Origin of the sequence: Bacillus toyonensis BCT-7112, from assembly GCF_000496285.1 — a bacterium.
Taxonomy (GTDB): Bacteria; Bacillota; Bacilli; order Bacillales; family Bacillaceae_G; genus Bacillus_A; species Bacillus_A toyonensis.
The window spans coordinates 3,800,106-3,821,889 of the sequence record NC_022781.1; the positions used below are offsets into that span (position 1 = coordinate 3,800,106).

The 21,784-nt window shown below is 36.2% G+C and carries 21 protein-coding genes, 2 pseudogenes and 1 other annotated feature (1 of these 24 running past the window's edge); of the genes and pseudogenes, 20 read left to right on the forward strand and 3 right to left on the reverse strand.

The window, feature by feature from the left end; translation table 11 throughout:
• Nucleotides 1-210 (forward strand) — a binding site (T-box leader); it begins 35 nt to the left of the window's first position.
• Nucleotides 211-261: 51 nt separating this feature from the next.
• The 15 genes and pseudogenes from trpE (at nt 262) to BTOYO_RS19510 (ending at nt 14,610) form a co-directional block, all read left to right on the forward strand.
• The gene (trpE, locus tag BTOYO_RS19440) at nt 262-1,680 is read left to right on the forward strand and encodes an anthranilate synthase component I (RefSeq protein ID WP_002093812.1); all 1,419 of its coding nucleotides are present in this window, start codon (nt 262-264) and stop codon (nt 1,678-1,680) included.
• On the forward strand, nt 1,677-2,264 hold the full coding sequence (locus BTOYO_RS19445) for an aminodeoxychorismate/anthranilate synthase component II (RefSeq protein WP_000636351.1): 588 nt from the start codon (nt 1,677-1,679) through the stop codon (nt 2,262-2,264). The genes trpE and BTOYO_RS19445 overlap by 4 nt, the downstream gene beginning before the upstream one ends.
• The gene (trpD, locus tag BTOYO_RS19450) at nt 2,261-3,286 is read left to right on the forward strand and encodes an anthranilate phosphoribosyltransferase (RefSeq protein ID WP_001099645.1); all 1,026 of its coding nucleotides are present in this window, start codon (nt 2,261-2,263) and stop codon (nt 3,284-3,286) included. Before BTOYO_RS19445 ends, trpD begins: the two co-directional genes overlap by 4 nt.
• Before the next feature lies 1 nt (nt 3,287).
• The gene (trpC, locus tag BTOYO_RS19455) at nt 3,288-4,049 is read left to right on the forward strand and encodes an indole-3-glycerol phosphate synthase TrpC (RefSeq protein ID WP_000536706.1); all 762 of its coding nucleotides are present in this window, start codon (nt 3,288-3,290) and stop codon (nt 4,047-4,049) included.
• The gene (locus tag BTOYO_RS19460; protein WP_000865150.1) at nt 4,046-4,660 is read left to right on the forward strand and encodes a phosphoribosylanthranilate isomerase; all 615 of its coding nucleotides are present in this window, start codon (nt 4,046-4,048) and stop codon (nt 4,658-4,660) included. Before trpC ends, BTOYO_RS19460 begins: the two co-directional genes overlap by 4 nt.
• Nucleotides 4,657-5,850 carry a tryptophan synthase subunit beta gene (gene trpB / locus BTOYO_RS19465; protein ID WP_001105048.1) on the forward strand — a complete coding sequence of 398 codons (1,194 nt, stop codon included), beginning with the start codon at nt 4,657-4,659 and terminating at the stop codon, nt 5,848-5,850. The genes BTOYO_RS19460 and trpB overlap by 4 nt, the downstream gene beginning before the upstream one ends.
• A gap of 3 nt (nt 5,851-5,853) precedes the next feature.
• Nucleotides 5,854-6,630: a tryptophan synthase subunit alpha gene (trpA, locus tag BTOYO_RS19470; protein WP_000537847.1), complete on the forward strand. Its 777-nt coding sequence runs from the start codon at nt 5,854-5,856 to the stop codon at nt 6,628-6,630.
• Between the two features lie 74 nt (nt 6,631-6,704).
• Nucleotides 6,705-7,064 carry a DUF4029 domain-containing protein gene (locus BTOYO_RS19475; RefSeq protein WP_000946157.1) on the forward strand — a complete coding sequence of 120 codons (360 nt, stop codon included), beginning with the start codon at nt 6,705-6,707 and terminating at the stop codon, nt 7,062-7,064.
• Nucleotides 7,065-7,178: 114 nt separating this feature from the next.
• The gene (locus BTOYO_RS19480) at nt 7,179-8,678 is read left to right on the forward strand and encodes an L-lactate permease (protein ID WP_000996264.1); all 1,500 of its coding nucleotides are present in this window, start codon (nt 7,179-7,181) and stop codon (nt 8,676-8,678) included.
• 91 nt (nt 8,679-8,769) lie between these two features.
• Nucleotides 8,770-9,453 (forward strand): DUF2278 family protein, encoded by a 684-nt coding sequence (locus tag BTOYO_RS19485; protein WP_001128599.1) that lies wholly within the window; start codon nt 8,770-8,772, stop codon nt 9,451-9,453.
• Nucleotides 9,454-9,488: 35 nt separating this feature from the next.
• Nucleotides 9,489-9,830 (forward strand): annotated as a pseudogene (locus BTOYO_RS19490) (RHS repeat-associated core domain-containing protein); the annotation flags it as partial.
• Nucleotides 9,831-10,324: 494 nt separating this feature from the next.
• Nucleotides 10,325-11,770 (forward strand): hypothetical protein, encoded by a 1,446-nt coding sequence (locus BTOYO_RS19495; RefSeq protein WP_000537250.1) that lies wholly within the window; start codon nt 10,325-10,327, stop codon nt 11,768-11,770.
• Between the two features lie 105 nt (nt 11,771-11,875).
• The gene (locus BTOYO_RS19500; RefSeq protein WP_000509719.1) at nt 11,876-12,052 is read left to right on the forward strand and encodes a hypothetical protein; all 177 of its coding nucleotides are present in this window, start codon (nt 11,876-11,878) and stop codon (nt 12,050-12,052) included.
• Between the two features lie 69 nt (nt 12,053-12,121).
• Complete coding sequence (locus BTOYO_RS19505; protein ID WP_001084723.1) at nt 12,122-12,541, forward strand: YxiG family protein; 420 nt, start codon at nt 12,122-12,124, stop codon at nt 12,539-12,541.
• 491 nt (nt 12,542-13,032) lie between these two features.
• On the forward strand, nt 13,033-14,610 hold the full coding sequence (locus BTOYO_RS19510) for a glucosaminidase domain-containing protein (protein ID WP_000472907.1): 1,578 nt from the start codon (nt 13,033-13,035) through the stop codon (nt 14,608-14,610).
• A gap of 202 nt (nt 14,611-14,812) precedes the next feature.
• On the opposite strand, the gene BTOYO_RS19515 is transcribed toward BTOYO_RS19510, so the two are convergent.
• The gene (locus BTOYO_RS19515; protein WP_000397504.1) at nt 14,813-15,646 is read right to left on the reverse strand and encodes a hypothetical protein; all 834 of its coding nucleotides are present in this window, start codon (nt 15,644-15,646) and stop codon (nt 14,813-14,815) included.
• 201 nt (nt 15,647-15,847) lie between these two features.
• On the opposite strand from BTOYO_RS19515, the gene BTOYO_RS19520 reads away from it, so the two are divergent.
• The gene (locus BTOYO_RS19520; protein ID WP_000650067.1) at nt 15,848-16,633 is read left to right on the forward strand and encodes a zinc ribbon domain-containing protein; all 786 of its coding nucleotides are present in this window, start codon (nt 15,848-15,850) and stop codon (nt 16,631-16,633) included.
• Between the two features lie 19 nt (nt 16,634-16,652).
• A complete protein-coding gene (locus BTOYO_RS19525) occupies nt 16,653-17,888 on the forward strand; it encodes a TcaA 3rd/4th domain-containing protein (protein ID WP_001099929.1) in 1,236 nt (411 codons plus the stop codon).
• A gap of 46 nt (nt 17,889-17,934) precedes the next feature.
• Here BTOYO_RS19525 and BTOYO_RS19530 read toward each other — a convergent pair whose 3' ends face one another.
• Nucleotides 17,935-18,357, reverse strand: a complete 423-nt coding sequence (locus BTOYO_RS19530; RefSeq protein WP_000336278.1) for a hypothetical protein — start codon at nt 18,355-18,357, stop codon at nt 17,935-17,937.
• Nucleotides 18,358-18,556: 199 nt separating this feature from the next.
• On the opposite strand from BTOYO_RS19530, the gene BTOYO_RS19535 reads away from it, so the two are divergent.
• The 3 genes and pseudogenes from BTOYO_RS19535 (at nt 18,557) to BTOYO_RS19545 (ending at nt 21,118) form a co-directional block, all read left to right on the forward strand.
• Nucleotides 18,557-19,891: an FAD-dependent oxidoreductase gene (locus BTOYO_RS19535; protein WP_001110248.1), complete on the forward strand. Its 1,335-nt coding sequence runs from the start codon at nt 18,557-18,559 to the stop codon at nt 19,889-19,891.
• 76 nt (nt 19,892-19,967) lie between these two features.
• A pseudogene (locus tag BTOYO_RS19540) lies at nt 19,968-20,457 on the forward strand (GNAT family N-acetyltransferase).
• Nucleotides 20,458-20,707: 250 nt separating this feature from the next.
• On the forward strand, nt 20,708-21,118 hold the full coding sequence (locus BTOYO_RS19545; protein ID WP_000996796.1) for a DUF3908 family protein: 411 nt from the start codon (nt 20,708-20,710) through the stop codon (nt 21,116-21,118).
• A 31-nt stretch (nt 21,119-21,149) separates the two neighbouring features.
• Here BTOYO_RS19545 and BTOYO_RS19550 read toward each other — a convergent pair whose 3' ends face one another.
• A complete protein-coding gene (locus BTOYO_RS19550) occupies nt 21,150-21,740 on the reverse strand; it encodes a class I SAM-dependent methyltransferase (protein WP_000025730.1) in 591 nt (196 codons plus the stop codon).
• Nucleotides 21,741-21,784 lie beyond the last annotated feature (44 nt).

Here is a 21,784-nt window from a genome sequence, read left to right on the forward strand (position 1 = left end):
GAGACGTTTTAGAGAGTCGGGGACTGGTGGGAGCCCGGTACGGTGCCATATACGGAATGGGCTTACGAGAGGTATGCTGAACAATTTTATTCAGTAGGCAACCCGGGTTCCGCCGTTACAAGGATAAGGTATATATTTTGTACCTGAATAAAGCGGGATGCTTTTGCGTCCAACATGAGGTGGTACCACGGTAAATTTATCGTCCTCTACATATTTCGATATGTAGGGGACTTTTTTATTTTTCAGAGTGAGGTGAAAGGCATGATGACAAAAGAGGAATTTATGAAGCAAAAAGAACAAGGAAAAACATTTTTAGTAATCGCTGAAGAAGAAGGAGATAGCATTACGCCAATTTCTTTATATAGACGTATGACAGGGAAGAAGAAGTTTTTATTAGAGAGCTCACAGCTTCATCAAGATAAAGGGCGCTATTCTTACTTAGGTTGTAATCCGTATGGAGAAGTGAAAAGCATTGGTATGGAAGTCGAACGAACGACACATGGGCAAACAGAAAAGTTGCAAGGTAACGTACTGCAAGTGTTAGAAGGGGTAATTGCATCATCGCAAGTAGAGAGCCCATTCCCATTTTGCGGAGGAGCAGTTGGTTATATAGGGTATGACGTCATTCGGCAGTATGAAAACATTGGAGCAGATTTACACGATCCATTAAATATTCCAGAAGTACACCTTTTACTATATCGTGAGTTTATCGTTTACGATCATTTACGCCAAAAGTTGTCGTTTGTATATGTATGCGGGCAAGATGATTCAGCAGATTATGAAGAAGTATACGAAAGGTTGCAAGTATACAAAGAAGAAGTGCTAAAAGGAGAAGAAGCGGAAGTAAAGGAAATACAATCAACATTAGCATTCACTTCTTCTATAACGGAAAAAGAGTTTTGCATGATGGTAGAAACGGCGAAAGAGCATATACGAGCAGGGGACATATTCCAAGTCGTACTATCTCAGCGTTTGCAAAGCGAGTGTAAAGGTGATCCTTTCGCTTTATACCGCAAGCTTCGCATTGCGAATCCATCACCATATATGTTTTATATCGATTTTCAAGATTATGTTGTACTCGGTTCTTCACCAGAAAGCTTGTTATCAGTTAGAGACGATAAAGTGATGACAAATCCAATTGCGGGTACGAGACCGAGAGGGAAAACAAAGCAGGAAGATGCGGAAATTGAAAAAGAACTGTTAGAAAACGAGAAAGAACGAGCAGAGCATATGATGCTTGTGGATCTTGGACGAAACGATATTGGCAGAGTGAGTGAAATTGGATCTGTGACGATAGATAAATATATGAAAGTAGAAAAATATTCTCACGTCATGCACATTGTATCTGAAGTTTACGGAACATTGCGAAAACGAATGAGCGGATTTGACGCATTAGCGTATTGTTTACCAGCGGGGACGGTTTCGGGAGCTCCGAAAATTAGAGCGATGGAAATTATCAATACGTTAGAGCATGAAAAAAGAAATGTATATGCCGGAGCTGTTGGATATATTTCATTCTCAGGAAATCTTGATATGGCGCTCGCCATTCGAACGATGGTTGTAAAAGATGAAAAAGCATATGTTCAGGCAGGAGCAGGTATCGTCTACGATTCAGATCCGGTAGCTGAATATGAAGAAACGTTAAATAAAGCGAGGGCGCTTTTGGAGGTAATGAAATGATTGTACTCATCGATAATTACGATTCGTTCACATATAACTTGTACCAACTGTTAGGCGAATACGAAGAAGAAATTGTAGTCGTAAGAAATGATCAAATAACGATAGAACAGTTAGAAGAGATGAATCCAAAAGGAATTGTGCTTTCACCAGGACCAGGAAAACCAGAAGATGCTGGTATTTGTATCGAAGTTATTCGTCATTTCTATAAGAACGTTCCTATATTAGGGATTTGTCTCGGCCATCAGGCAATTATATCGGCATTTGGAGGAGAAATTGTAAGAGCGGAGCACATTAAACACGGAAAAACATCGCGTGTGAAACATAACGGAACGTCAATCTTTTCGTACGTGACGCAGCCACTAACAGCGATGCGCTACCATTCACTTGTTGCAGAGCAAGCGAGTTTACCACAATGTTTTGATGTGTTAGCAAATGCTATGGATGATGGAGAAATAATGGCGGTTCGTCATAATTATTATCCGCTTTTCGGGTTACAGTTTCATCCAGAATCAATCGCAACAGAAGAAGGCGGAAAGTTAATACGTGCTTTTTTAGGAGAAGTAAAAGAGGAGGAGAGAGTATGAATACCTATCTTCGTAAATTAGTGGAGGGACAACATTTAACAGAAGAAGAAATGTATGAAGCGGGACTTCTTTTATTAAGTGACAACATATTGGAAAGTGAAGTAGCAGCTTTCTTAGTATTACTGAAAGCGAAAGGTGAAACAGCAGAAGAAATATATGGCCTCGTTCGTGCTCTTCGTGAAAAAGCATTGCCGTTTTCAAACCATATAGAAGGCACGATGGACAATTGCGGAACAGGTGGTGACGGTGCCCAAACGTTCAATGTAAGTACAACATCGGCATTCGTACTAGCAGGAGCAGGTGTAAAGGTGGCAAAGCATGGTAATCGTGCTGTTTCTAGTAAAACAGGAAGTGCGGATTTATTAGAAGAACTCGGTGTAAATATTAGCAGTACGCCAAGCGAAATTGATTATTTACTAGAGCATGTCGGTATCGCTTTCTTATTCGCACCAGCGATGCACCCAGCATTAAGGCGCATTATGAAAATAAGAAAAGAATTAAATGTGCCGACAATCTTTAACTTAATTGGGCCTTTAACGAATCCTGTTAACTTAGAAACACAATTTGTCGGTATTTATAAACGAGATATGTTATTACCAGTTGCGCAAGTATTACAGAAGTTAGGGCGGACACAAGCGCTTGTCGTAAATGGAAGTGGTTTTTTAGATGAAGCATCATTACAGGGAGAAAATCACGTAGCCCTTTTAAAAGATAATGAAATAGTAGAAATGAGTATCGATCCGGAAAAGTATGGTTTCTCAAAAGTGAAAAATGAAGAAATTAGAGGCGGGAATTCAATAGAAAATGCAAAGATTACGCTCGGCGTATTAAATGGAGAAAAGAGTGTTTACCGCGATACCGTTTTATTAAATGCAGGGCTCGCTCTTTTCGCAAACGGAAAAGCGGAAACGATTGAAGAGGGAATTAAACTAGCGACACATAGCATTGACTCTGGAAAAGCATTAGCCAAACTAAACTTATTAATTACAGCAAGCAACGAAAAATTAGAAAGGGTGAATTAAGGTGGGGACGATTTTAGACAAAATTGTAGAGCAGAAGAAAAAAGAAGTTGCGGAGTTATATGAAACATATACACCAGGGAATGAAAAAAGAAAAACATACTCACTCGTAAAAGCTTTAGAGCAATTTACTGTCATTGCAGAAGTAAAGCGAGCATCACCATCAAAAGGAGATATTAATGTACACGTTGATGTACGAAAACAAGTGAAAACTTATGAAGAATGCGGTGCAGGAGCAGTTTCGGTTTTAACAGACGGTCAATTTTTTAAAGGATCGTTTCACGATTTACAAACTGCAAGAGCAGAAAGTAACATTCCGCTTTTATGCAAAGATTTTATAATCGATAAAATCCAAATTGATAGGGCGTATGAAGCTGGTGCAGATCTTATTTTATTAATCGTAGCGGCGTTAACGAAAGAAAAGTTAAAAGAGCTTTATAGCTACGTACTAGAAAAAGGATTAGAAGCGATCGTTGAAGTTCATGATGAACAGGAATTAGAAATTGCAATCCAATTAAATCCGCACGTTATCGGTATTAACAACCGTAATTTAAAAACATTCGAAGTCGATTTAAGCCAAACAGAAAAACTTGGAAAACGATTAAACGAGGAGAAATTACTTTGGATTAGTGAAAGCGGGATTCATTCAAAAGAAGATATTATTCGTGTCAAACGAGCTGGAGCGAAAGGTGTATTAGTTGGAGAAGCACTCATGACATCATCTTCTATTCGTACCTTTTTTGAAGATTGTAAGGTGAACATATGAAAGTGAAAATTTGCGGCATCACTGATGTTGAAACGGCAAACCGTGCTTGTGAATACGGAGTTGATGCACTCGGATTTGTTTTTGCAGAAAGTAAGCGGAAAATCACTCCAAGGCTAGCGAAAGAAATCATTCAGGAGATTCCAGCAAACGTATTAAAAATCGGTGTTTTCGTAAATGAATCAGTAGAAGAGATCCAGAAAATTGCAGATGAATGCGGGTTAACGCATGTGCAACTACATGGGGATGAAGATAATCATCAAATTAAAAGATTGAATATTCCGTCTATAAAAGCGCTAGGAGTAACTTCAGAGGCTGATATGAAAAACGCTCAAACATATGAAACGGATTATATATTGTTTGATAGCCCGAAAGAAAAGTTTCGCGGAGGAAATGGAAAGAAATTTTCATGGGCACTACTTGAGCATATGCCAAAAGAGTTGCGAGAGAAAACGATATTAGCTGGTGGATTAAACGCTCTTAATATAGAAGAAGCGATTCGAACTATTCAGCCGTATATGGTCGATGTAAGTAGCGGAGTGGAGACAGAAGGAAAGAAAGATTTAAAGAAAATAAAACAATTTATTAAAAAAGCGAAGGAGTGTTCCAAATGAACTACGCATATCCAGATGAAAAAGGCCACTACGGTATATACGGAGGACGATACGTTCCAGAAACGTTAATGCAATCTGTATTAGAACTAGAAGAAGCATATAAAGAATCGATGCAAGATGAAGCGTTTCAAAAGGAATTAAATCATTATTTAACAACGTACGTCGGAAGAGAAACACCGCTTTATTTCGCTGAAAATATGACGAAGTATTGCGGCGGTGCAAAGATTTATTTAAAACGTGAAGATTTGAACCATACAGGAGCTCATAAAATTAACAATACAATTGGTCAGGCACTTCTTGCAGTACGAATGGGCAAGAAAAAAGTTGTCGCTGAAACAGGGGCTGGACAACACGGAGTGGCAACCGCTACTGTATGTGCCCTACTTGGATTAGAATGCGTCATCTTTATGGGGGAAGAAGATGTGAGACGTCAAAAATTAAATGTGTTTCGAATGGAATTACTCGGAGCGAAAGTAGAAAGTGTAGCGGCAGGTAGCGGAACATTAAAAGATGCGGTAAACGAGGCGCTTCGTTACTGGGTTTCACATGTGCATGATACGCACTACATTATGGGATCTGTTCTCGGGCCACATCCATTCCCACAAATTGTCCGTGATTTCCAAAGTGTAATTGGGAAAGAAACGAAAAAACAATATGAGGCGTTAGAAGGAAAGTTACCAGAAGCAGTCGTTGCTTGTATTGGCGGTGGTAGTAATGCGATGGGCATGTTTTATCCGTTCGTACACGATGAAGAAGTCGCTCTTTACGGCGTAGAAGCAGCAGGGAAAGGCGTTCATACAGAACAGCACGCAGCGACTTTAACGAAAGGAAGCGTTGGTGTTTTACACGGATCGATGATGTACCTTCTGCAAAATGAAGAAGGACAAATTCAAGAAGCACACTCTATTTCAGCAGGACTTGATTACCCAGGTGTTGGGCCAGAACATAGCTTGCTAAAAGATATTGACCGCGTTTCTTATCATTCCATTACTGATGATGAAGCGTTAGAAGCATTTCAATTATTAACGAAAAAAGAAGGGATTATTCCGGCTTTAGAAAGCTCGCATGCTGTCGCATATGCATTAAAATTAGCGCCGCAAATGAAGAAGGACGAAGGGCTTGTCATTTGTTTATCTGGCCGCGGTGATAAGGATGTAGAGAGTATAAAACGTTATATGGAAGAGGTGTAAAAAATGGGAGTAGAAAAAATTAAAGCAGTATTTGAAAATGGTAAAAAAGCATTTATTCCGTACGTAATGGGCGGAGATGGTGGACTTGAAAAGTTAAAAGAAAGAATTCGTTTTCTAGACGAAGCAGGAGCAAGCATCGTTGAAATTGGTATTCCATTTTCAGATCCAGTCGCAGATGGTCCAACGATTCAAAGAGCAGGGAAACGAGCGCTAGATAGCGGCGTAACAGTAAAAGGCATTTTTCAAGCGTTAGCAGAAGTAAGGAAAGAAGTGCAAATTCCATTTGTACTCATGACATATGTAAATCCAGTACTCGCATTCGGAAAAGAACAATTCATTGAGAGATGCTTAGAGGCAGGTGTGGACGGTATTATCGTTCCAGACTTACCGTATGAAGAACAAAATATTATTGCCCCGTTACTTCGAGAGGCAAACATTGCGCTAATTCCACTCGTTACAGTAACGAGCCCAATTGAGCGAATCGAAAAAATTACGAGTGAATCAGAAGGATTCGTTTACGCCGTTACAGTAGCAGGTGTAACGGGAGTGCGTCAAAACTTTAAAGAGGAAATTCATAGTTACTTAGAAAAAGTAAAATCACATACGCATTTACCGGTAGTGGCAGGGTTCGGTATTTCAACAAAGGAACATGTAGAAGAAATGATTACAATATGTGACGGAGTTGTCGTTGGAAGTAAAGTTATTGAGCTGTTAGAAAATGAAAAACGAGAAGAAATATGTGAATTAATACAGGCAACAAAACAAAAAGAAGAGGCGTAAGTCTCTTCTTTTTGTTTTGCGTAATAAATGTTAAAATATACAGAAAATACATATAATTTAGAGGGTGAGAAAGCATGCTAAGACGTAAACTACTATATCTTCTTTTAACTGTACCACTGTACGCTTGGCTTATTAGCATGACGAAAATAGAGTTGATGGCTCTATTTGTAGGGTATGTATTCATCTTTTCCAACTTAAATCGGATTCAAGAGCAATCTATTTTAGAAGTATGTATATTTTCAATTAGTATAGAACTATTTAGTATCGTTTCGATTGTATTATTAAATGAATTATTTCAATGGATTTATTCATTTTCATTAATGAAACTTGGGAATATTGTACTGCAAGCGATATGTGCTTACATTGTGTTTGTTGTGTTAGGAAAAATAATCGGACAGCAGACGGTTTTTGAGGATAATAGAAAATGGGAGTGAATCAAAAAGGAGCCAAACGGCTTCTTTTTGATTCTGTTGTAAAAACAATTGAAAAATATTACATCTGTTATATAATAGTTAAAAATTGTATTTTTAACGAAATGAGATGATAACATGGCCATATTGTTGGCACTTATCCCAATTATGATGATTTTCATTTGTTTATTTTTATTTAAACAAACGTCATTAAGGTCCTCATTAATTTCTTATGCGGTGTCTGTTGGAATCGTTTTACTCTCGCCAACGTTTCAATTAAGGATAAGTGAAACTGTGCATGCAACGATTAAAGGTTGGTTAATTTGTTTTATTGTCGGGTATGTTTTATTTTTCGGTATTTTTTTATTTCACCTCATGAACAAAATGGGGTACATCGATCAAGTAGCGCGTTTTCTAGAAGAAGTTACTCATGATCGCTTATTACAAATGCTTCTTATGTGCTTTGGTATTTGCCCACTAATTGAATCGGTAAGTGGATTCGGAATTGGCTTCATGGTTGCAGCACCTATCTTTCTTTCATTAGGCTATAAACCGTTTCAAGCTGTACTACTTTCATTTATTGGTTTACTAGCTAGTTCATGGGGCGCAATGGCAACTGGTACGATTATCGGTTCGCAGCTTATAAATATGCCGCTCACAACTCTTGGTACAAATACAGCATTATTAAGCATACCGATTTTCGCATACTTTATCATCCTTTCTTTATACGTTGTCGGTGGCTTTCAGGCAGTTATAGAAAAGTGGAAGGAAGGGATAGGATTCTTTCTATTATTTTCTCTCGGAATCTATCTTTCTAACGCATACGTAAGTGTTGAACTAGCAGGTATATTAAGTTCTATCGTTACCATTACATTTGGCTTTCTTATCATTAAACTAAAAGGGAAAAATGAGCAAACCTTTATAACAGAACATGCTGCGGCAACGGAGAGAGAAGTATCCATTATAAAAATTATTAGCCCTTATATCTTCTTAACAGTTTGTATTTTACTTTCTCGCCTCGTTCCACCATTACATGATTTGTTCAGATCATATGCAGTCCTTGATTTAAAATCATATTCTTACAAATTAGAAATGCTATATTCACCAGGTTTTTGGCTCGGCATGACTTGTTTATTTACAATTATTTTCTTCCGCATTCCATCTCATATTATGAAACAATCACTCTTGCAAACGATAAAACAATGGATTCCTTTTGCGATTACGACGACGATGTTTATCGCCATTTCAGAACTAATGGGTGCATCTGGTATGCATTCATTACTCGCAAAAACAGCTGGTGAAACATTTGGTACCTTTTTCGTTTTCGTTGCTCCGTTCATCGGTGGTATCGGTGGTTTTTTAACAGGTAGTAACGCAGGATCAAATGCGATGTTTATAAAACTACAAATGCAAACAGCACAAAACGTAGCACTCCCGTGGCAATACGTCACAACACTTCAAAACACCGCATCGTCAGTGGCGACAATCGCTTGTCCATCACGCATTACACTAGGTGCTTATTTATGTAATATCCCGTATCGTGAAAATGAACTATTAAAGAAGACGACGTTAATGATCTTTGGTGCGGTGTTACTTGTAGTGGTGGAGGTTATTTTTTGGTATATGTTGAGAAAATAAGAAATCCTCCTGAAAAAGGAGGATTTTCTTTTTATATGGATAATGCCTTAAGTATGAAAAGCTTCTACTAAATGAATAGGAGGTGAAATGTATGCCCCTAAAAAACTACGGTGTGTTAAAAGGTACAGTTATACAATCAAAGATTGGAAAAGGGAAAACACCTCATTATCAAGTTCATTTACAAGGCGAAGCAGGAGTAGATTATCGTATTGCAATTAACGTGAAATCGCAAAGTTATCCGTCGGAAGTTTTATATTTTGCGAGTAACAATATTAGGTCAGAGGCGATTCATATTTTACCGACATTACCATTCGGTTTTACAGAAATAAAAAACAATGAACCGAAAGTAGCTTTAGATTATGTAAGAGGAAATCTATTTGACTCAAATCAAATGATCCCTTTACCACCTGAAAAAGCAGGAGCTGATAATGATTTAAATGAAAAAATTGAGCGGTATATAAAGCGAGCGATAGAAGAAAGTACGATTATTTACGCGTTCGGTGAAAGATGGGGGCCAGAAGAAAATACACCCGATTCTTACTTTCATTTTGAACCAGGAAACGGTATACATGATATTCATATGAATCAAGGAAATGTAGAAAAATGGCAAGGTGATGATGGTATATGGCAAGACGGAGGAATACTCATTCATTTTGAAAAGGAAGAAGAATGGATCGGTATCTTTCTTGCATTCCAGTCGCAGTCATGGTGTACGGATGAAGAAGGGCATGCTCGTGTTCCGGTTGAGAATTGTAATTATAAGAAAAATAATTGATGAAAAGAGCTCGTTCGACATGAACGAGCTCTTTTCGTTTCGAAAAAGAAGTAAATGGAAAAATCACACGTTACTTCTACGATGGTGACAGTATTAATCCGTTATACGAGACAGATGGTAGTGGAAACGTACTTCGTCAATATGTATACTCAATGGCCGGCGTTCGTCTAGCAATGAAAGCACAAGGACAAACGTTATTCTATCACTACAACCCAAGTGGTGACGTAGTAGCGATGACAGACCCAAATGGACAAGTTGTCGTAAACTATGAATATGATGCATGGGGGAACGTATTAAAGAGTGACGCAAAAGGTATCGCAGCAGAGAATCCATTTGGATACGCGGGATACATGTATGATAAAGAAATTGTTATGTATGGTGATCGCTATTGAAGGCATAGAAACTGTTCATGAATTATTAATAGTGGTATTTTTCATAATGATTGAAAATGATAACTTATAAAAGGTTTTTGATAGGATCAGAATTCATGGTCACTACTTTTTACTATTTATAAGTCCTTTCTAATCCTTTGTCACATGTATGATTTATTAAGTGATTTTTACACATTGTGTAGTATCTGCATATGGTTACTTTTAATATAAGGGATATAGGGGTAGTCTGTAAATGATTTACGAGGAATTGTAGGAATATTTTCGTAATTACAAATGAAAGTGTTTCTACATGTAAAATCTATCTTGTTTTTTTTATTCTTATCCTTTAATTTATGTAAGGGGATTGAACGGATGTTCTGTTTTTAATGGATAATAAAAAAGAATGGTAAGATAGTTTGGGAGTTTACTATATTATTCTAGACTTGTCTGTTTTCCACCCTGAAAGTCACAATTTTATGGATGCAGGAGGCTACATATATATGGGTACGAGGCAGAAAATTTTGATGCAAGCGATGATGCTTGTAGTCATGGTTATGATGAGTGTGGTGTTTAGTAAAGAAGTTGGTGCAGAATCAGAAAACAAGAGTGATTGGATCGATAGTGTTCATGTAACGCCAAGTGAGGTTTCTTTTGGTAATGAAATGAAAGTGAAAGTTACCGTCAAGGTTAATAATCCAAATGGCATAGGTTCTGATATAAGCATCAAGTATATCCTTCCTTATTTAGATGAAGAGGAAGAAGAAGTTTATGAGTATGTCAATTTAAAATATAATTCGGAAACAGATTTGTATGAAGGTGTATTAAATACTTATTTTGATTTTGAGCAGGTTGGAACTTGGGAAATTGATATGATCCATTCAGGAGTTTTGGGCTTAATAGCATATAACTCTAACGTTCATGAGCCACGAGGTAGCTCAGAGAGAGAAAGCATGGAAGAACTGAGCAGTGGTAACATTACGTTATTGGAGCCAGTAGTTGGTTGGAATTATTTCAAGGAATATGGAGAAACACAAGGACACTGGTATTATTTTGATGAGAAAAAATTGGAATTTGTGACAGGTTGGTTTAAGGAAAATGGAAAACAATACTACTTGAATGACAACGGAATGATGGTAACAGGTTGGGTACTAGTAGATGGCAAGTGGTATTACTTGAAAGAAAACGGATCTATGGTGACAGGTTGGACGTTAGTAAATGGTGAGTGGTATTACTTAAGTGCAGATGGAGCAATGAAAACAGGTTGGACGCTAGTAGATGGCAAGTGGTATTACCTGAAAGAAAGTGGCTCCATGATGAAAGGATGGGCGTTAGTAAACGGTCATTGGTATTACTTAAATGCAGAAGGCTCCATGGCGACAGATTGGATATTAGTAAATAATACATGGTACTATCTAAACGCTAGTGGTTCTATGGTGACCGGTTGGTTACAAAAAGATCGAAATTGGTATTACTTACACTCTAATGGTGCAATGGCAGTAGGAAAACATTTCATTGATGGTAAATGGTATGGTTTTAAAGAAAACGGTGAAATGATGTCTGACTGGAAGAATGGAAAAACAGGATGGAGAATAGAAAACGGTAAACTGTATTATTTAAACCAGAAAGGTGTAAAAGTAACTGGGTGGCTACAAGATAGTGGAAAATGGTACTACTTTAATACAAAAGGTGAAGCGGTAATAGGTTCGGTGTTCAATAATGGTAAGGGCTATTATTTGCAAAATGATGCTTCGATGGCAATAGGGTGGATTTCTCTTGAGGGTGAAAAGTATTATTTTGATGAAAATGGAGTAAGGGCAGCAGGTTGGAAAGAGATAGATGGTAAGTGGTATTCTTTCTTCCCATCTACTGGAAAAATGAGCAAAAATACGTGGGTTGATAGCAAATACTGGGTAGATGCAAACGGTGTATGGACAAAGACAAGATAACTGAATAGTAGATAAAAAATACAAACCTCATTAAAAGGTTTGTATTTTTTATGAGAACTAACAGGAATGGGAAAAATATATAATAAAGTAAAGAAGGGATTTTGTATGGGGCATGATCTGGGTGAAGAGGATGCCTCTGTAACGCAGAATGGGTATACGTATGGTGATAATAATCCAGTGATGCTGACAAATCCAGATGGACAGGCACCTTGGCTTATTCCTGTAGCGATAAGTGGCTATAGTGCTTATAAAGGATACAAAGGCAAATCACGTGTTAATTGATTAAGAAAGTCTTATAAGCAAATACGTCATACATTAAATAAAAAACGTTAGAAAAGGATGAAAAGCTACATGAATAGTATTAATATACAGTCTATATTAGATGATTTATGGGGCGCTACCATTTTAGAGACACATATAGATTTGTTAAATGATAATATTAAATTTACATTGCAGGTAATTGATAACGGAGTGATAAAAGATTATAAATTAGTATTGATAGAAGTGTCATCGTTTTATTATGTTAAAGATGATGAAAAGCGTAGATTTGCATTTTATGATAGAGAAAAAGTAGATTATTTAGAATTAACAACGATTTATTATGAAGATCCAAATCTGAGTGAAGTTAAATTGAGTTTACAAAATGAGAAAGAATGGAGTAGCAAATATTCCACAGGAGTAAATATTATAATAGAGATTTGGGATTCTATTTTGTTAGTTGAAGCAAAACAATTTTCTCTTAATGGTAAAGTGATTAATCTTAAAATGTAGTTGTTTTTTAGTATAGTTATTTCGTTCGGAGCTGGGTATCGTTTAGGGGCAAAAAATTACAAGCTTGCCAACACACCTCCGTCCAATAAAAAGCACTTAAAACAGGGAATGCAAAAAGCTGGAACAAAACTAGAATTAAAAACAATGTGATTTAACATTTTCTTTGAGTAATTAGAGTGTAGTATATAAATTTATAATGGAGAGTAAGCATCAAATTTATTAATAATAAGAGGGTTTTGCAGCACCCTCTTATTAAAAAAGAAGAAGATGTACAATAAAAACTAACGAGCTGACTTTACAAATCAACTTTTTCCAATCCTTCTATGAACATGTTCCTTTATAAATTCCCCCTAAAAACTCAATATTAATAATTCGAATATTATACTATTAAATATCTACAATGTTATAGTTGTTTTTTTCGTCTTCCTTGTTACAATAGTAGTTAGATAACTATTAAACTAAAAAATTAATAAAAGGAGTACTAGGAAGAAATGTTTAAAAAAGCTGCAGCAATTGTCTTAACATCTAGTATAATTTCTATTCCTATAACAGGTTTAGCTGAAACTGTAACAACTTCTAATACAGCAACTGTAAATGTAAATGCTGTAAAACAATCTGGATGGGTTCAACAAAATGGGAAATGGTATTACTTAAATTCAAGCGGCATTATGCAAACTGGCTGGCTGTTTGATCAAGGGGTTTGGTATTATTTAAACGCTAGTGGAGCAATGCAAACTGGCTGGCTATTAGATCAAGGAGTTTGGTATTATTTAAATTCTAATGGTTCTATGAAAACGGGTTGGTTATTAGATCAAGGAGTTTGGTATTATTTAAACGCTAGCGGAGCAATGCAAACGGGTTGGCTATTAAATCAAGGAGTTTGGTATTATTTAAATTCTAATGGTTCTATGAAAACTGGCTGGCTTCTTGATAATAATAAGTGGTATTACTTAAATTCAAGTGGCGGAATGAAAATTGGTTGGCTACAAGATGGAAACAACCGTTATTACCTCCAAAATGATGGATCAATGAAAATCGGATGGCTGCAAGTGAATAATACGTGGTATTATTTAAACGCTAGTGGAGCAATGCAAACGAGTTGGTCATTTATAGATGGAAGTTGGTACTATTTACAAAATAATGGTGCAATGAAGACGGACTGGCTACAAGATGGCGATACATGGTATTATTTGCAATCCAACGGTATGATGCAAACTGGAACTGCTTCAATCAATGGAACGACGTACCATTTCGACAAGAGCGGTGCTTGGATTCCTGAAAATAACATCACTGCTACCACATATTTAGATCTTGATTTAACGTACGCTTCAAATGTGACTGGTGCAGAAATTGATGCTAATATTAAAAAATATCATCCAGACAGCCCATTAATTGGACATGGGAATGACTTTGTTGAAGCTCAAGCTAAACATGGTGTCAATGCTCTTTATTTAGCTGCACACGCTATTTTAGAATCGGGATATGGTAAATCTGAAATTGCATATCGTAAACATAACCTATTTGGGTTACGTGCTTACGATGCTGATCCATTTAAGTATGCGAAATATTTACCAACTTTCGGTGATAGTATTTCTTATAACGCAAACTACGTAAGAGAAAAGTACTTAGAAGCAAACGGATCATACTTTAACGGACCAACATTAAAAGGCATGAATGTCATGTATTCAACAGATCAAGAGTGGTCTGCTAAAATCGTAAAAATAATGGAACGTATTAAACCTTTCCAGAAAAAAGATTATGTATATGCGAAAAAATTACCTAAAAATCCAAACTCTTTAAATGTCGACGCCCTATCAAGTGATATTCCATATAAAACATACTCACAAGGAACGACAAAAACTGTTAAACTAGCTACTTCCTATTACGTTGTACCATATCCATTTGATGGTACAATTAAAAGTCAGTCAGTTACGAAAAATGATCAAGGCACACTAGCAACGGGTACACCTGTATTTATTTATCGTGAAGATCCAAACGGATGGATTGAATTCTCACTCACAATGAATGGAAATAAATATTGGGTATTAAAAGCTGGATTAAATATGTAAATAAAATACCCCTTTTAGAAAAAGCTAAAAGGGGTATTTTATATGTTTTAAATTATTAATAGGTTTGATGAGGTTAAAGTTGCTGTGCGCAAATATATGCACTTGTATAACTATCAAAGATTTCAAAAAAACTAAGCAACCTGAGTCCATATAAATATAGAACTCAGGTTGCTTAGTTGCGCTTTTTTAATACGGGGGCATTTCACAACGAACGCCCTCCTCTTATTTTATAAAACCCAAAACTAACAAGTGTAGAAATACACGAGAACAGCAGCGCCACACTAGAAAATGCAATGAGATACATATTATATTTCATTACTTTCCCGATGAGTTGGTTACTGTCGTACTGAAAAAGTTCTGCTATTATATTAAATAAAAACAATACGATAAACATGAAGATGACACCGTCAATGGATCCTTTAATGTCTGGTTTACTTAAAGCGATATGTGCAGAAATACAAATAGCGATAAATAAAAATAACCAAAAGGAAGGATTCAATAAATTGTTTATTGTAAATAAGCTTTTCAATAATACGAACGTCGACAAGAGCATGTTTTGAACCATTTCTAAAGTAATAGAAGTAGATGCAATCGTCTTTTCGAGAGTTGTATTAAATAAAAAATATGACTCTGGTACGAAATAGCGCATGAAAAGGATTAATGCAGTAATACCAGAAATAATAGGGCCAATTCCAATGAAGAAATTCCCAATTCGTTGATATACACTTTTTTGATTGTATTGATGTTGTACGTAACCTAACGCACCTTGGCTCGTATCTGTTGGGAAGAACTGCGTTGCTACAATTTTATGACGAAATAGTACGCACATAATGGCATGTCCAAGTTCATGAATAGGAACACCAATCCACGCAGTCAAAAGAAATCCTTTTCTTCCGAAAGCCCTCCACCAATACATTCGTGTGAGAGATTCTAAATAACCTAATAGAAATCCGATTACAATGATGACTCCAATTAAAGAAAATAACTGGATCACGCTTGTAAGGAGTATTTGAAAAATTGAGTTTACAAATTCCATTGCCTTTCATCCAATCTGTTTAAAGTTTCACTTTAGTTGCTCTGTTTCATAATAGCATTATTTTTCTAGATTACTAGTCTATATATTTTCTTTCAAAAGCAGGATTTCATAATCTGTTTCTTGTAGTCATGTTTTATGTCCAAAGTCATATATTGAACTTGTAACATCCTATAAGATATATGCTTAAGGAGGGATGAGAGCGTGAAATGTCCAGCATGTCATACAGAAAATGCAGTAGAAGCAAAGTTTTGCGGGAATTGTGGACATTCGTTAACCGAAGAAGTAGTAGCAAGTGGTGTCCAAGAAGAAAACCAGCAATCATCGCATGCAGAGCAAGCGAAGGAAACTCGTCCAAATGAAACGGTAGAGCAAGCAAAGCGTTTTACGAGTGGCTATTTTCGGTTTTTTAAACAGGCATTTCAAGCACCGACAGCGATTATGCAAAGTGGCAATGTCGAAGTGCGAAATGGAATTGTCAGTCTTGTTCTTATTTGTTTTTTAGGAGCATGTATTTTTTATAGAATGATGAGTGCTGGTGCAGCTGTTACGAGAACGCTAGTGCCAGAAGTATATACTCCTACATTTTTGGGAGAATCTGTAACGGTATTTTTCTTTTTATTAATTTTAACTTTGTTTGTTGGATTCATTATTTTTATAAGTGGTAAGATGATGAAATCCTCTTTTTCGTTTCTTGAAGTATTCGGCATATGGGGAACGATAGCAACGCCGGTTATTGCTATTTTAGTCCTTACTTTTCTTTTTAGTTTCTTATTAATCTTTTTCTCACCGATATTATTATCTTTAGCTACAACTTATATAGGGATTAGTATAATTGTAGCCATATTAAAATTAGATAACGGCGGATTAGATCTTGTTTATACACTTCTTATTGCAAATGTTTTCATTGGAATCGCAACATTTATTGTACTTTGGTCTTACATTAGCACTGTAATTCAAGCCTTTACACAGGGATTAACTGGCTTCTAATGCAAAGGTGGTTGAACGGATGAATGTATGTACAAAGTGTGGAACGCAGTTTGTAGATGGTGTGCAATTTTGTCAAAACTGCGGTACAAAGAGAGAAATTCCAGTGGTGAAGAAGAAAATGGGGAGCGGTACAAAAATTGGCATTACACTTTTAGCACTACTTGTTATAGCGATTGTTGGATTGTATTTGTATGGATCATCGTATTATGCGCAGGTGGCACAAGTAGACCGGATGATTACGATTTTACAAGAGAGAGACGGAGAAAAATTAGCTGAGATTATTACGACAGATGACCCATCGGTTATTGTAACGAGAGAGAGTTTCAAGCCTCTATTTTCATATATAAAAGAAAATCCGTCTTACGTGAATGAATTGAAACAATATTTAAAGCAAGGTGAAAAGCAAGGGGACGGAATTGAAAGAGCGGATTTTTCTTTAACGAAAGACGGGAAACATTACTTTATATTTGATCGGTATAAATTGAAGGCAAGGACGTATTATACGACTTTGCTTTCAAATGAAAAAGGTGCATCTTTAAAAATGAACGGAAAAGAAATCGATAAGACAGAAGACAAAAATTTTCAGAAGCAATATGGACCGTTTCTTCCAGGAGCTCAAGTGTTTCAAGTGGAATATAAAAATGACCATGTAAAACTATCACGCGAGGAAAAAGTTGTACTTATGAAACAAAGTCAAAATAATGTAACGATAGATTTAACGTTGCAAGGGCAATATATTACAGTTCAAACGAACGCGCCTGGTGCGACATTATATGTGAATCAAAAGCCAGTTACCGCATTGACCGGAGAAGAAATTACGTGGGGTCCCGTAGCAACTGATGGAAGTGCGACGATTTATTTAGAACGCAATGGAGAAAGCGGAAGGGAAACAACAAAAGTAGAAACGGTAACAGCACTTTCGGCTTATAACCTTCCATTCGAAAAGAAAAGCGTAGAAAAAACAGTCGTTTACAATGTTACTCCGCCACCTACGACTGGGTATGTATACAATGGTTTTATCTTCCCTGATAGTAATATTCGAAAATTAACGAATGCAGATTTAACGTATGTAACGAAAGAACAGTTGAAAATTGCTAGAAACGAAATATACGCAAGACATGGAAATATATTTCAAACGAAAGATATGCAAGCGTATTTTTCAAAACAGTCTTGGTACAGAGAAAATCCGTATTTTACAGGAAAGCTAACGGATATTGAAGCTTATAATGTTGAATTGATTAAATCAAGAGAATAGCGTTCGTGAAAAAGGTACAGTGTGTATTACTGTACCTTTTCTATGATTATTTAGCTGGACCAGGATCTCTTGAGAAAAAGATGTGAAAGAGAAATGTGACTTTACTTGCTTTTCCTGATGTACTAGCCTGTACGGCGGATAAAGAACTAGGTGATAAAGCTACTTCAGAATAGGGTGCTACGACTGTTTTGAGATTATGATCTGAATCTCCTGATGTAGTAACCGTTATTGTATCTGCAGATAAGTTAATAACTTTAATAGTACCACTTGGAAATATGGACTTACCAGCATGTGATGCTGAAGCGAAGCGAGTGCCTTTCCAAATATCTTGTGCGTAGGTATCGTTGTCAGATAACCAAGCACGAGCGCTGTATATGGTTGCGTTAATGGAAAATTCTTGGTCAAGTGGCGTGGCGGCTTTCGGTTCTTGCGGTTCATCTGGAGTTTGAGCGAGAAGGCCAGGGCACATGTATGTTTCACCTACTTTCAATAGTTACTGTTATAGCATATTAAACATGTTGTTTATAAGACACGACGGTTACCTATTCAGGCATAGGTTTGTGCACTAAATTTGTAGATGAAATATTATTTCTTTACAATGGGAATAGGTGTTATTTCTATAAAATATGGAAATTGTAAAGAGTAGGTAAAAAAGAAGGAGTGGTAAAGTGAACTATGTCATTATTGGCGGAGATGCAGCTGGGATGAGTGCAGCCATGCAAATTGTAAGAAACGATGAAACTGCAAAAGTTGTGACGTTAGAAAAAGGTGAAATCTATTCATACGCTCAGTGCGGATTACCGTATGTCATTAGTGGTGCTATTGCTTCGACGGAAAAATTAATTGCGCGTAACGTGAAGACGTTTCGTGATAAGTACGGAATTGATGCGAAAGTGCGACATGAAGTAACGAAAGTAGATACGGAAAAGAAAATTGTGTACGCAAAGCATACGGAGACGAAAGATGTTTTTGAATTTACGTATGACCGTTTATTAATTGCGACGGGAGTGCGTCCTGTTATGCCAGAATGGGAAGGACGAGAGTTACAAGGCATTCATCTTTTAAAAACAATTCCAGATGCTGAGCGTATATTAAAAACGTTAGAAACAAACAAAGTTGAAGACGTAACAATTATTGGCGGCGGTGCGATTGGACTGGAGATGGCAGAAACATTTGTCGAGCTTGGTAAGAAAGTAAGAATGATTGAGCGAAATAATCATATCGGTACGATTTATGATGCAGATATGGCGGAATATATACATAAAGAAGCGGATAAACATCATATTGAAATTGTAACGAATGAAAATGTAAAAGCTTTTAGAGGAAAAGAGCGAGTAGAGGAGATTGAAACGGATAAAGGTACATATAAAGCAGATCTTGTTTTAGTATCTGTCGGAGTAAAGCCAAATACTGATTTTCTTGAAGGAACCAATATACGTACAAATCATAAAGGGGCAATTGAAGTAAATGCATATATGCAAACGAATGTGCAAGACGTATATGCTGCTGGTGATTGCGCGACACATTATCACGTTATAAAAGAAATTCATGATCATATTCCAATTGGAACGACTGCCAATAAACAAGGACGACTTGCTGGACTCAATATGGTTGATAAACGAAGATCATTTAAAGGTACGTTAGGTACAGGCATTATTAAATTTATGGATTTGACACTCGCGAGAACAGGCTTAAATGAAAAAGAAGCGAAAGGGCTCAATATCCCGTATAAAACAGTTAAAGTAGATTCAACAAATATGGCGGGCTATTATCCAAATGCGAAACCACTTTATTTAAAATTGCTATATCGCTCCGATACGAAGCAATTGTTGGGTGGACAAGTAATTGGGGAAGAAGGTGTAGATAAGCGTATTGATGTGATTGCAATGGCGCTTTTCAATAAAATGAGCATTCACGATTTAGAAGACGTCGACTTAAGTTACGCACCACCATATAATAGCGTTTGGGATCCAATTCAGCAAGCAGCAAGGAGAGCGGAGTAGCACTTTTAAAGTGCTACTTTTTTTGTAAAGGGAAGTAATCTTTTTTATTGAATAATAAAGAGGGCGATTTATAAAAATGGTTGTAGCACTTCAAAGAGTTCAAGAATCAGAAAAAGAAATATTACGTAATTTGTACGCATTATATCTTCATGACCTTTCCAAATTCACCACTAATATAACGATTGGAGTAAATGGTTTTTTTGGAATATAAAGATTTACACTTGTTTTGGAAAAATGACGGAATCACTCCATATTTTATAAAAATTGATAATAGTATTGTAGGATTTTTATTATTATTAGAACGTCCATTTTTGAAGAAAGAAAACGATTTTTGTATGAATGACATTTTCATATTGAATCAATATAGGGGAAAAGGAATCGGTAAACAAGTTATTGAAAATTTACTAGAAGAGAAACGAGGACAGTATTTCGTTATCGAACTTCTAAAAAATGTACCGGCAGTTTCGTTTTGGAAGAAAGTATATAGAGAGTTAAACATTGAATTTGATGAACGAAAACAAATGATTGATGATGAAGAATGCCTCGTTCAAACGTTTAAAATATAATGAAATAAGTGTTCCTCGTATATTACTTTGAAATTTAGCTTTATCCCGCTATTTGTGGGAGTCGGGTTGCTCGTAAACGCCCGATTGGTGAGGGCTGATAATCAGTGGGGGATGAACAGCCCTCCTACTGATTAAAGTTTCACTTTATTTTGAATATAAGGTTCACCCTTGAAAACAAAGTACGTATCGCTTATATTGTCATATAGTATTTGTTTTTTTACAAAGCAATGAACGAACCAGGGGGCGCAGTATGGCAATTAACATGAAAACAATCGAGGAATGGATTGCGGAATCAAACGCAAGACAGGAAGAAGATTTTGGACACGTTGTTGAAGAGATGAAAGAAGTATGTGTCGGACTTGATAATGCGACATTAATTTATACGAAAAATGTATTTTGCTTCGGTAAGAAAGTAGAAGTATTGTTTTTCTTCCAAGACCATGTCGTTATCGGACAAGAAAAAGACGAATATGTTGAGATTGAAAAATTAAAGTATGATGCCATTACAAATAGTAATTTAAAAACAAATGACAAAAATACAACGTTAGAATTAAAGTTTGCTAACGGACAAACTATCAATTTAGATAGTTTAAATGATAACTATGGTACGAAAAATTGGTTATTTGCAAGACAAATTAAGAGTATCTTTAAAGTAATCTAGTAAAAAAGCAGACTCTTAAGGGTCTGCTTTTTTACTTATTTCCGATTACACAAATACAACCTCTTTCTTCATAACATTTCACACTTTTAAATCCCGTCTTATAAAAAAGGTTTATTAATTCTTCCGTCGTTTTAAATTTCTTCATATGATATTGAATTTTGAAAGTTTCAGCCACTAATAAAAAGGATCCGTTCGGTTGTAAGACGCGAAGCACTTCTTTTATATCGTGTTCAACATCGGGCCAAAAATAATGAGTTTGAAAGGCGGTAATGAGATCGAAGAAGTTCGTATTGTAAGGAATAGAGGAGACGTTAGCTTGATGAATGATTACTTTCCCTGTTTTTACATCTTTCATATTTGCTTTTTTTGAGTTTTCAACAGCTTGATCGGAGTAATCAATCCCGTATATTTTCCCAAATGTAGTTCTTTTTGAAAGAGTGTGTATTGTTTTGCCTCCGCCACAGCCGATATCTAATATAACTGCCTCTGTCTTTATATGCACTTTTTGCAACGCCCACTTTGTTAATTTCGTATGTGCAGCGTTCATAATACAAAGCATGGAAGAACCAATTGTTCCACGAGGATTTTTTGCTTGCTGAATTAATTGTTGTAAAATGCTCAAATCAGACTCTCCTTTTATGTAAGAATATATACTTATTTCGCTTT

Bases quoted from the DNA above. Each gene is read 5' to 3' on its own strand.
- trpE (WP_002093812.1), top strand. From the start codon at position 262: ATGATGACAAAAGAGGAATTTATGAAGCAAAAAGAACAAGGAAAAACA.
- BTOYO_RS19445 (WP_000636351.1), top strand. From the start codon at position 1,677: ATGATTGTACTCATCGATAATTACGATTCGTTCACATATAACTTGTAC.
- trpD (WP_001099645.1), top strand. From the start codon at position 2,261: ATGAATACCTATCTTCGTAAATTAGTGGAGGGACAACATTTAACAGAA.
- BTOYO_RS19460 (WP_000865150.1), top strand. From the start codon at position 4,046: ATGAAAGTGAAAATTTGCGGCATCACTGATGTTGAAACGGCAAACCGT.
- trpB (WP_001105048.1), top strand. From the start codon at position 4,657: ATGAACTACGCATATCCAGATGAAAAAGGCCACTACGGTATATACGGA.
- trpA (WP_000537847.1), top strand. From the start codon at position 5,854: ATGGGAGTAGAAAAAATTAAAGCAGTATTTGAAAATGGTAAAAAAGCA.
- BTOYO_RS19475 (WP_000946157.1), top strand. From the start codon at position 6,705: ATGCTAAGACGTAAACTACTATATCTTCTTTTAACTGTACCACTGTAC.
- BTOYO_RS19480 (WP_000996264.1), top strand. From the start codon at position 7,179: ATGGCCATATTGTTGGCACTTATCCCAATTATGATGATTTTCATTTGT.
- BTOYO_RS19485 (WP_001128599.1), top strand. From the start codon at position 8,770: ATGCCCCTAAAAAACTACGGTGTGTTAAAAGGTACAGTTATACAATCA.
- BTOYO_RS19495 (WP_000537250.1), top strand. From the start codon at position 10,325: ATGGGTACGAGGCAGAAAATTTTGATGCAAGCGATGATGCTTGTAGTC.
- BTOYO_RS19500 (WP_000509719.1), top strand. From the start codon at position 11,876: ATGGGGCATGATCTGGGTGAAGAGGATGCCTCTGTAACGCAGAATGGG.
- BTOYO_RS19505 (WP_001084723.1), top strand. From the start codon at position 12,122: ATGAATAGTATTAATATACAGTCTATATTAGATGATTTATGGGGCGCT.
- BTOYO_RS19510 (WP_000472907.1), top strand. From the start codon at position 13,033: ATGTTTAAAAAAGCTGCAGCAATTGTCTTAACATCTAGTATAATTTCT.
- BTOYO_RS19515 (WP_000397504.1), bottom strand. From the start codon at position 15,646: ATGGAATTTGTAAACTCAATTTTTCAAATACTCCTTACAAGCGTGATC.
- BTOYO_RS19525 (WP_001099929.1), top strand. From the start codon at position 16,653: ATGAATGTATGTACAAAGTGTGGAACGCAGTTTGTAGATGGTGTGCAA.
- BTOYO_RS19530 (WP_000336278.1), bottom strand. From the start codon at position 18,357: ATGTGCCCTGGCCTTCTCGCTCAAACTCCAGATGAACCGCAAGAACCG.
- BTOYO_RS19545 (WP_000996796.1), top strand. From the start codon at position 20,708: ATGGCAATTAACATGAAAACAATCGAGGAATGGATTGCGGAATCAAAC.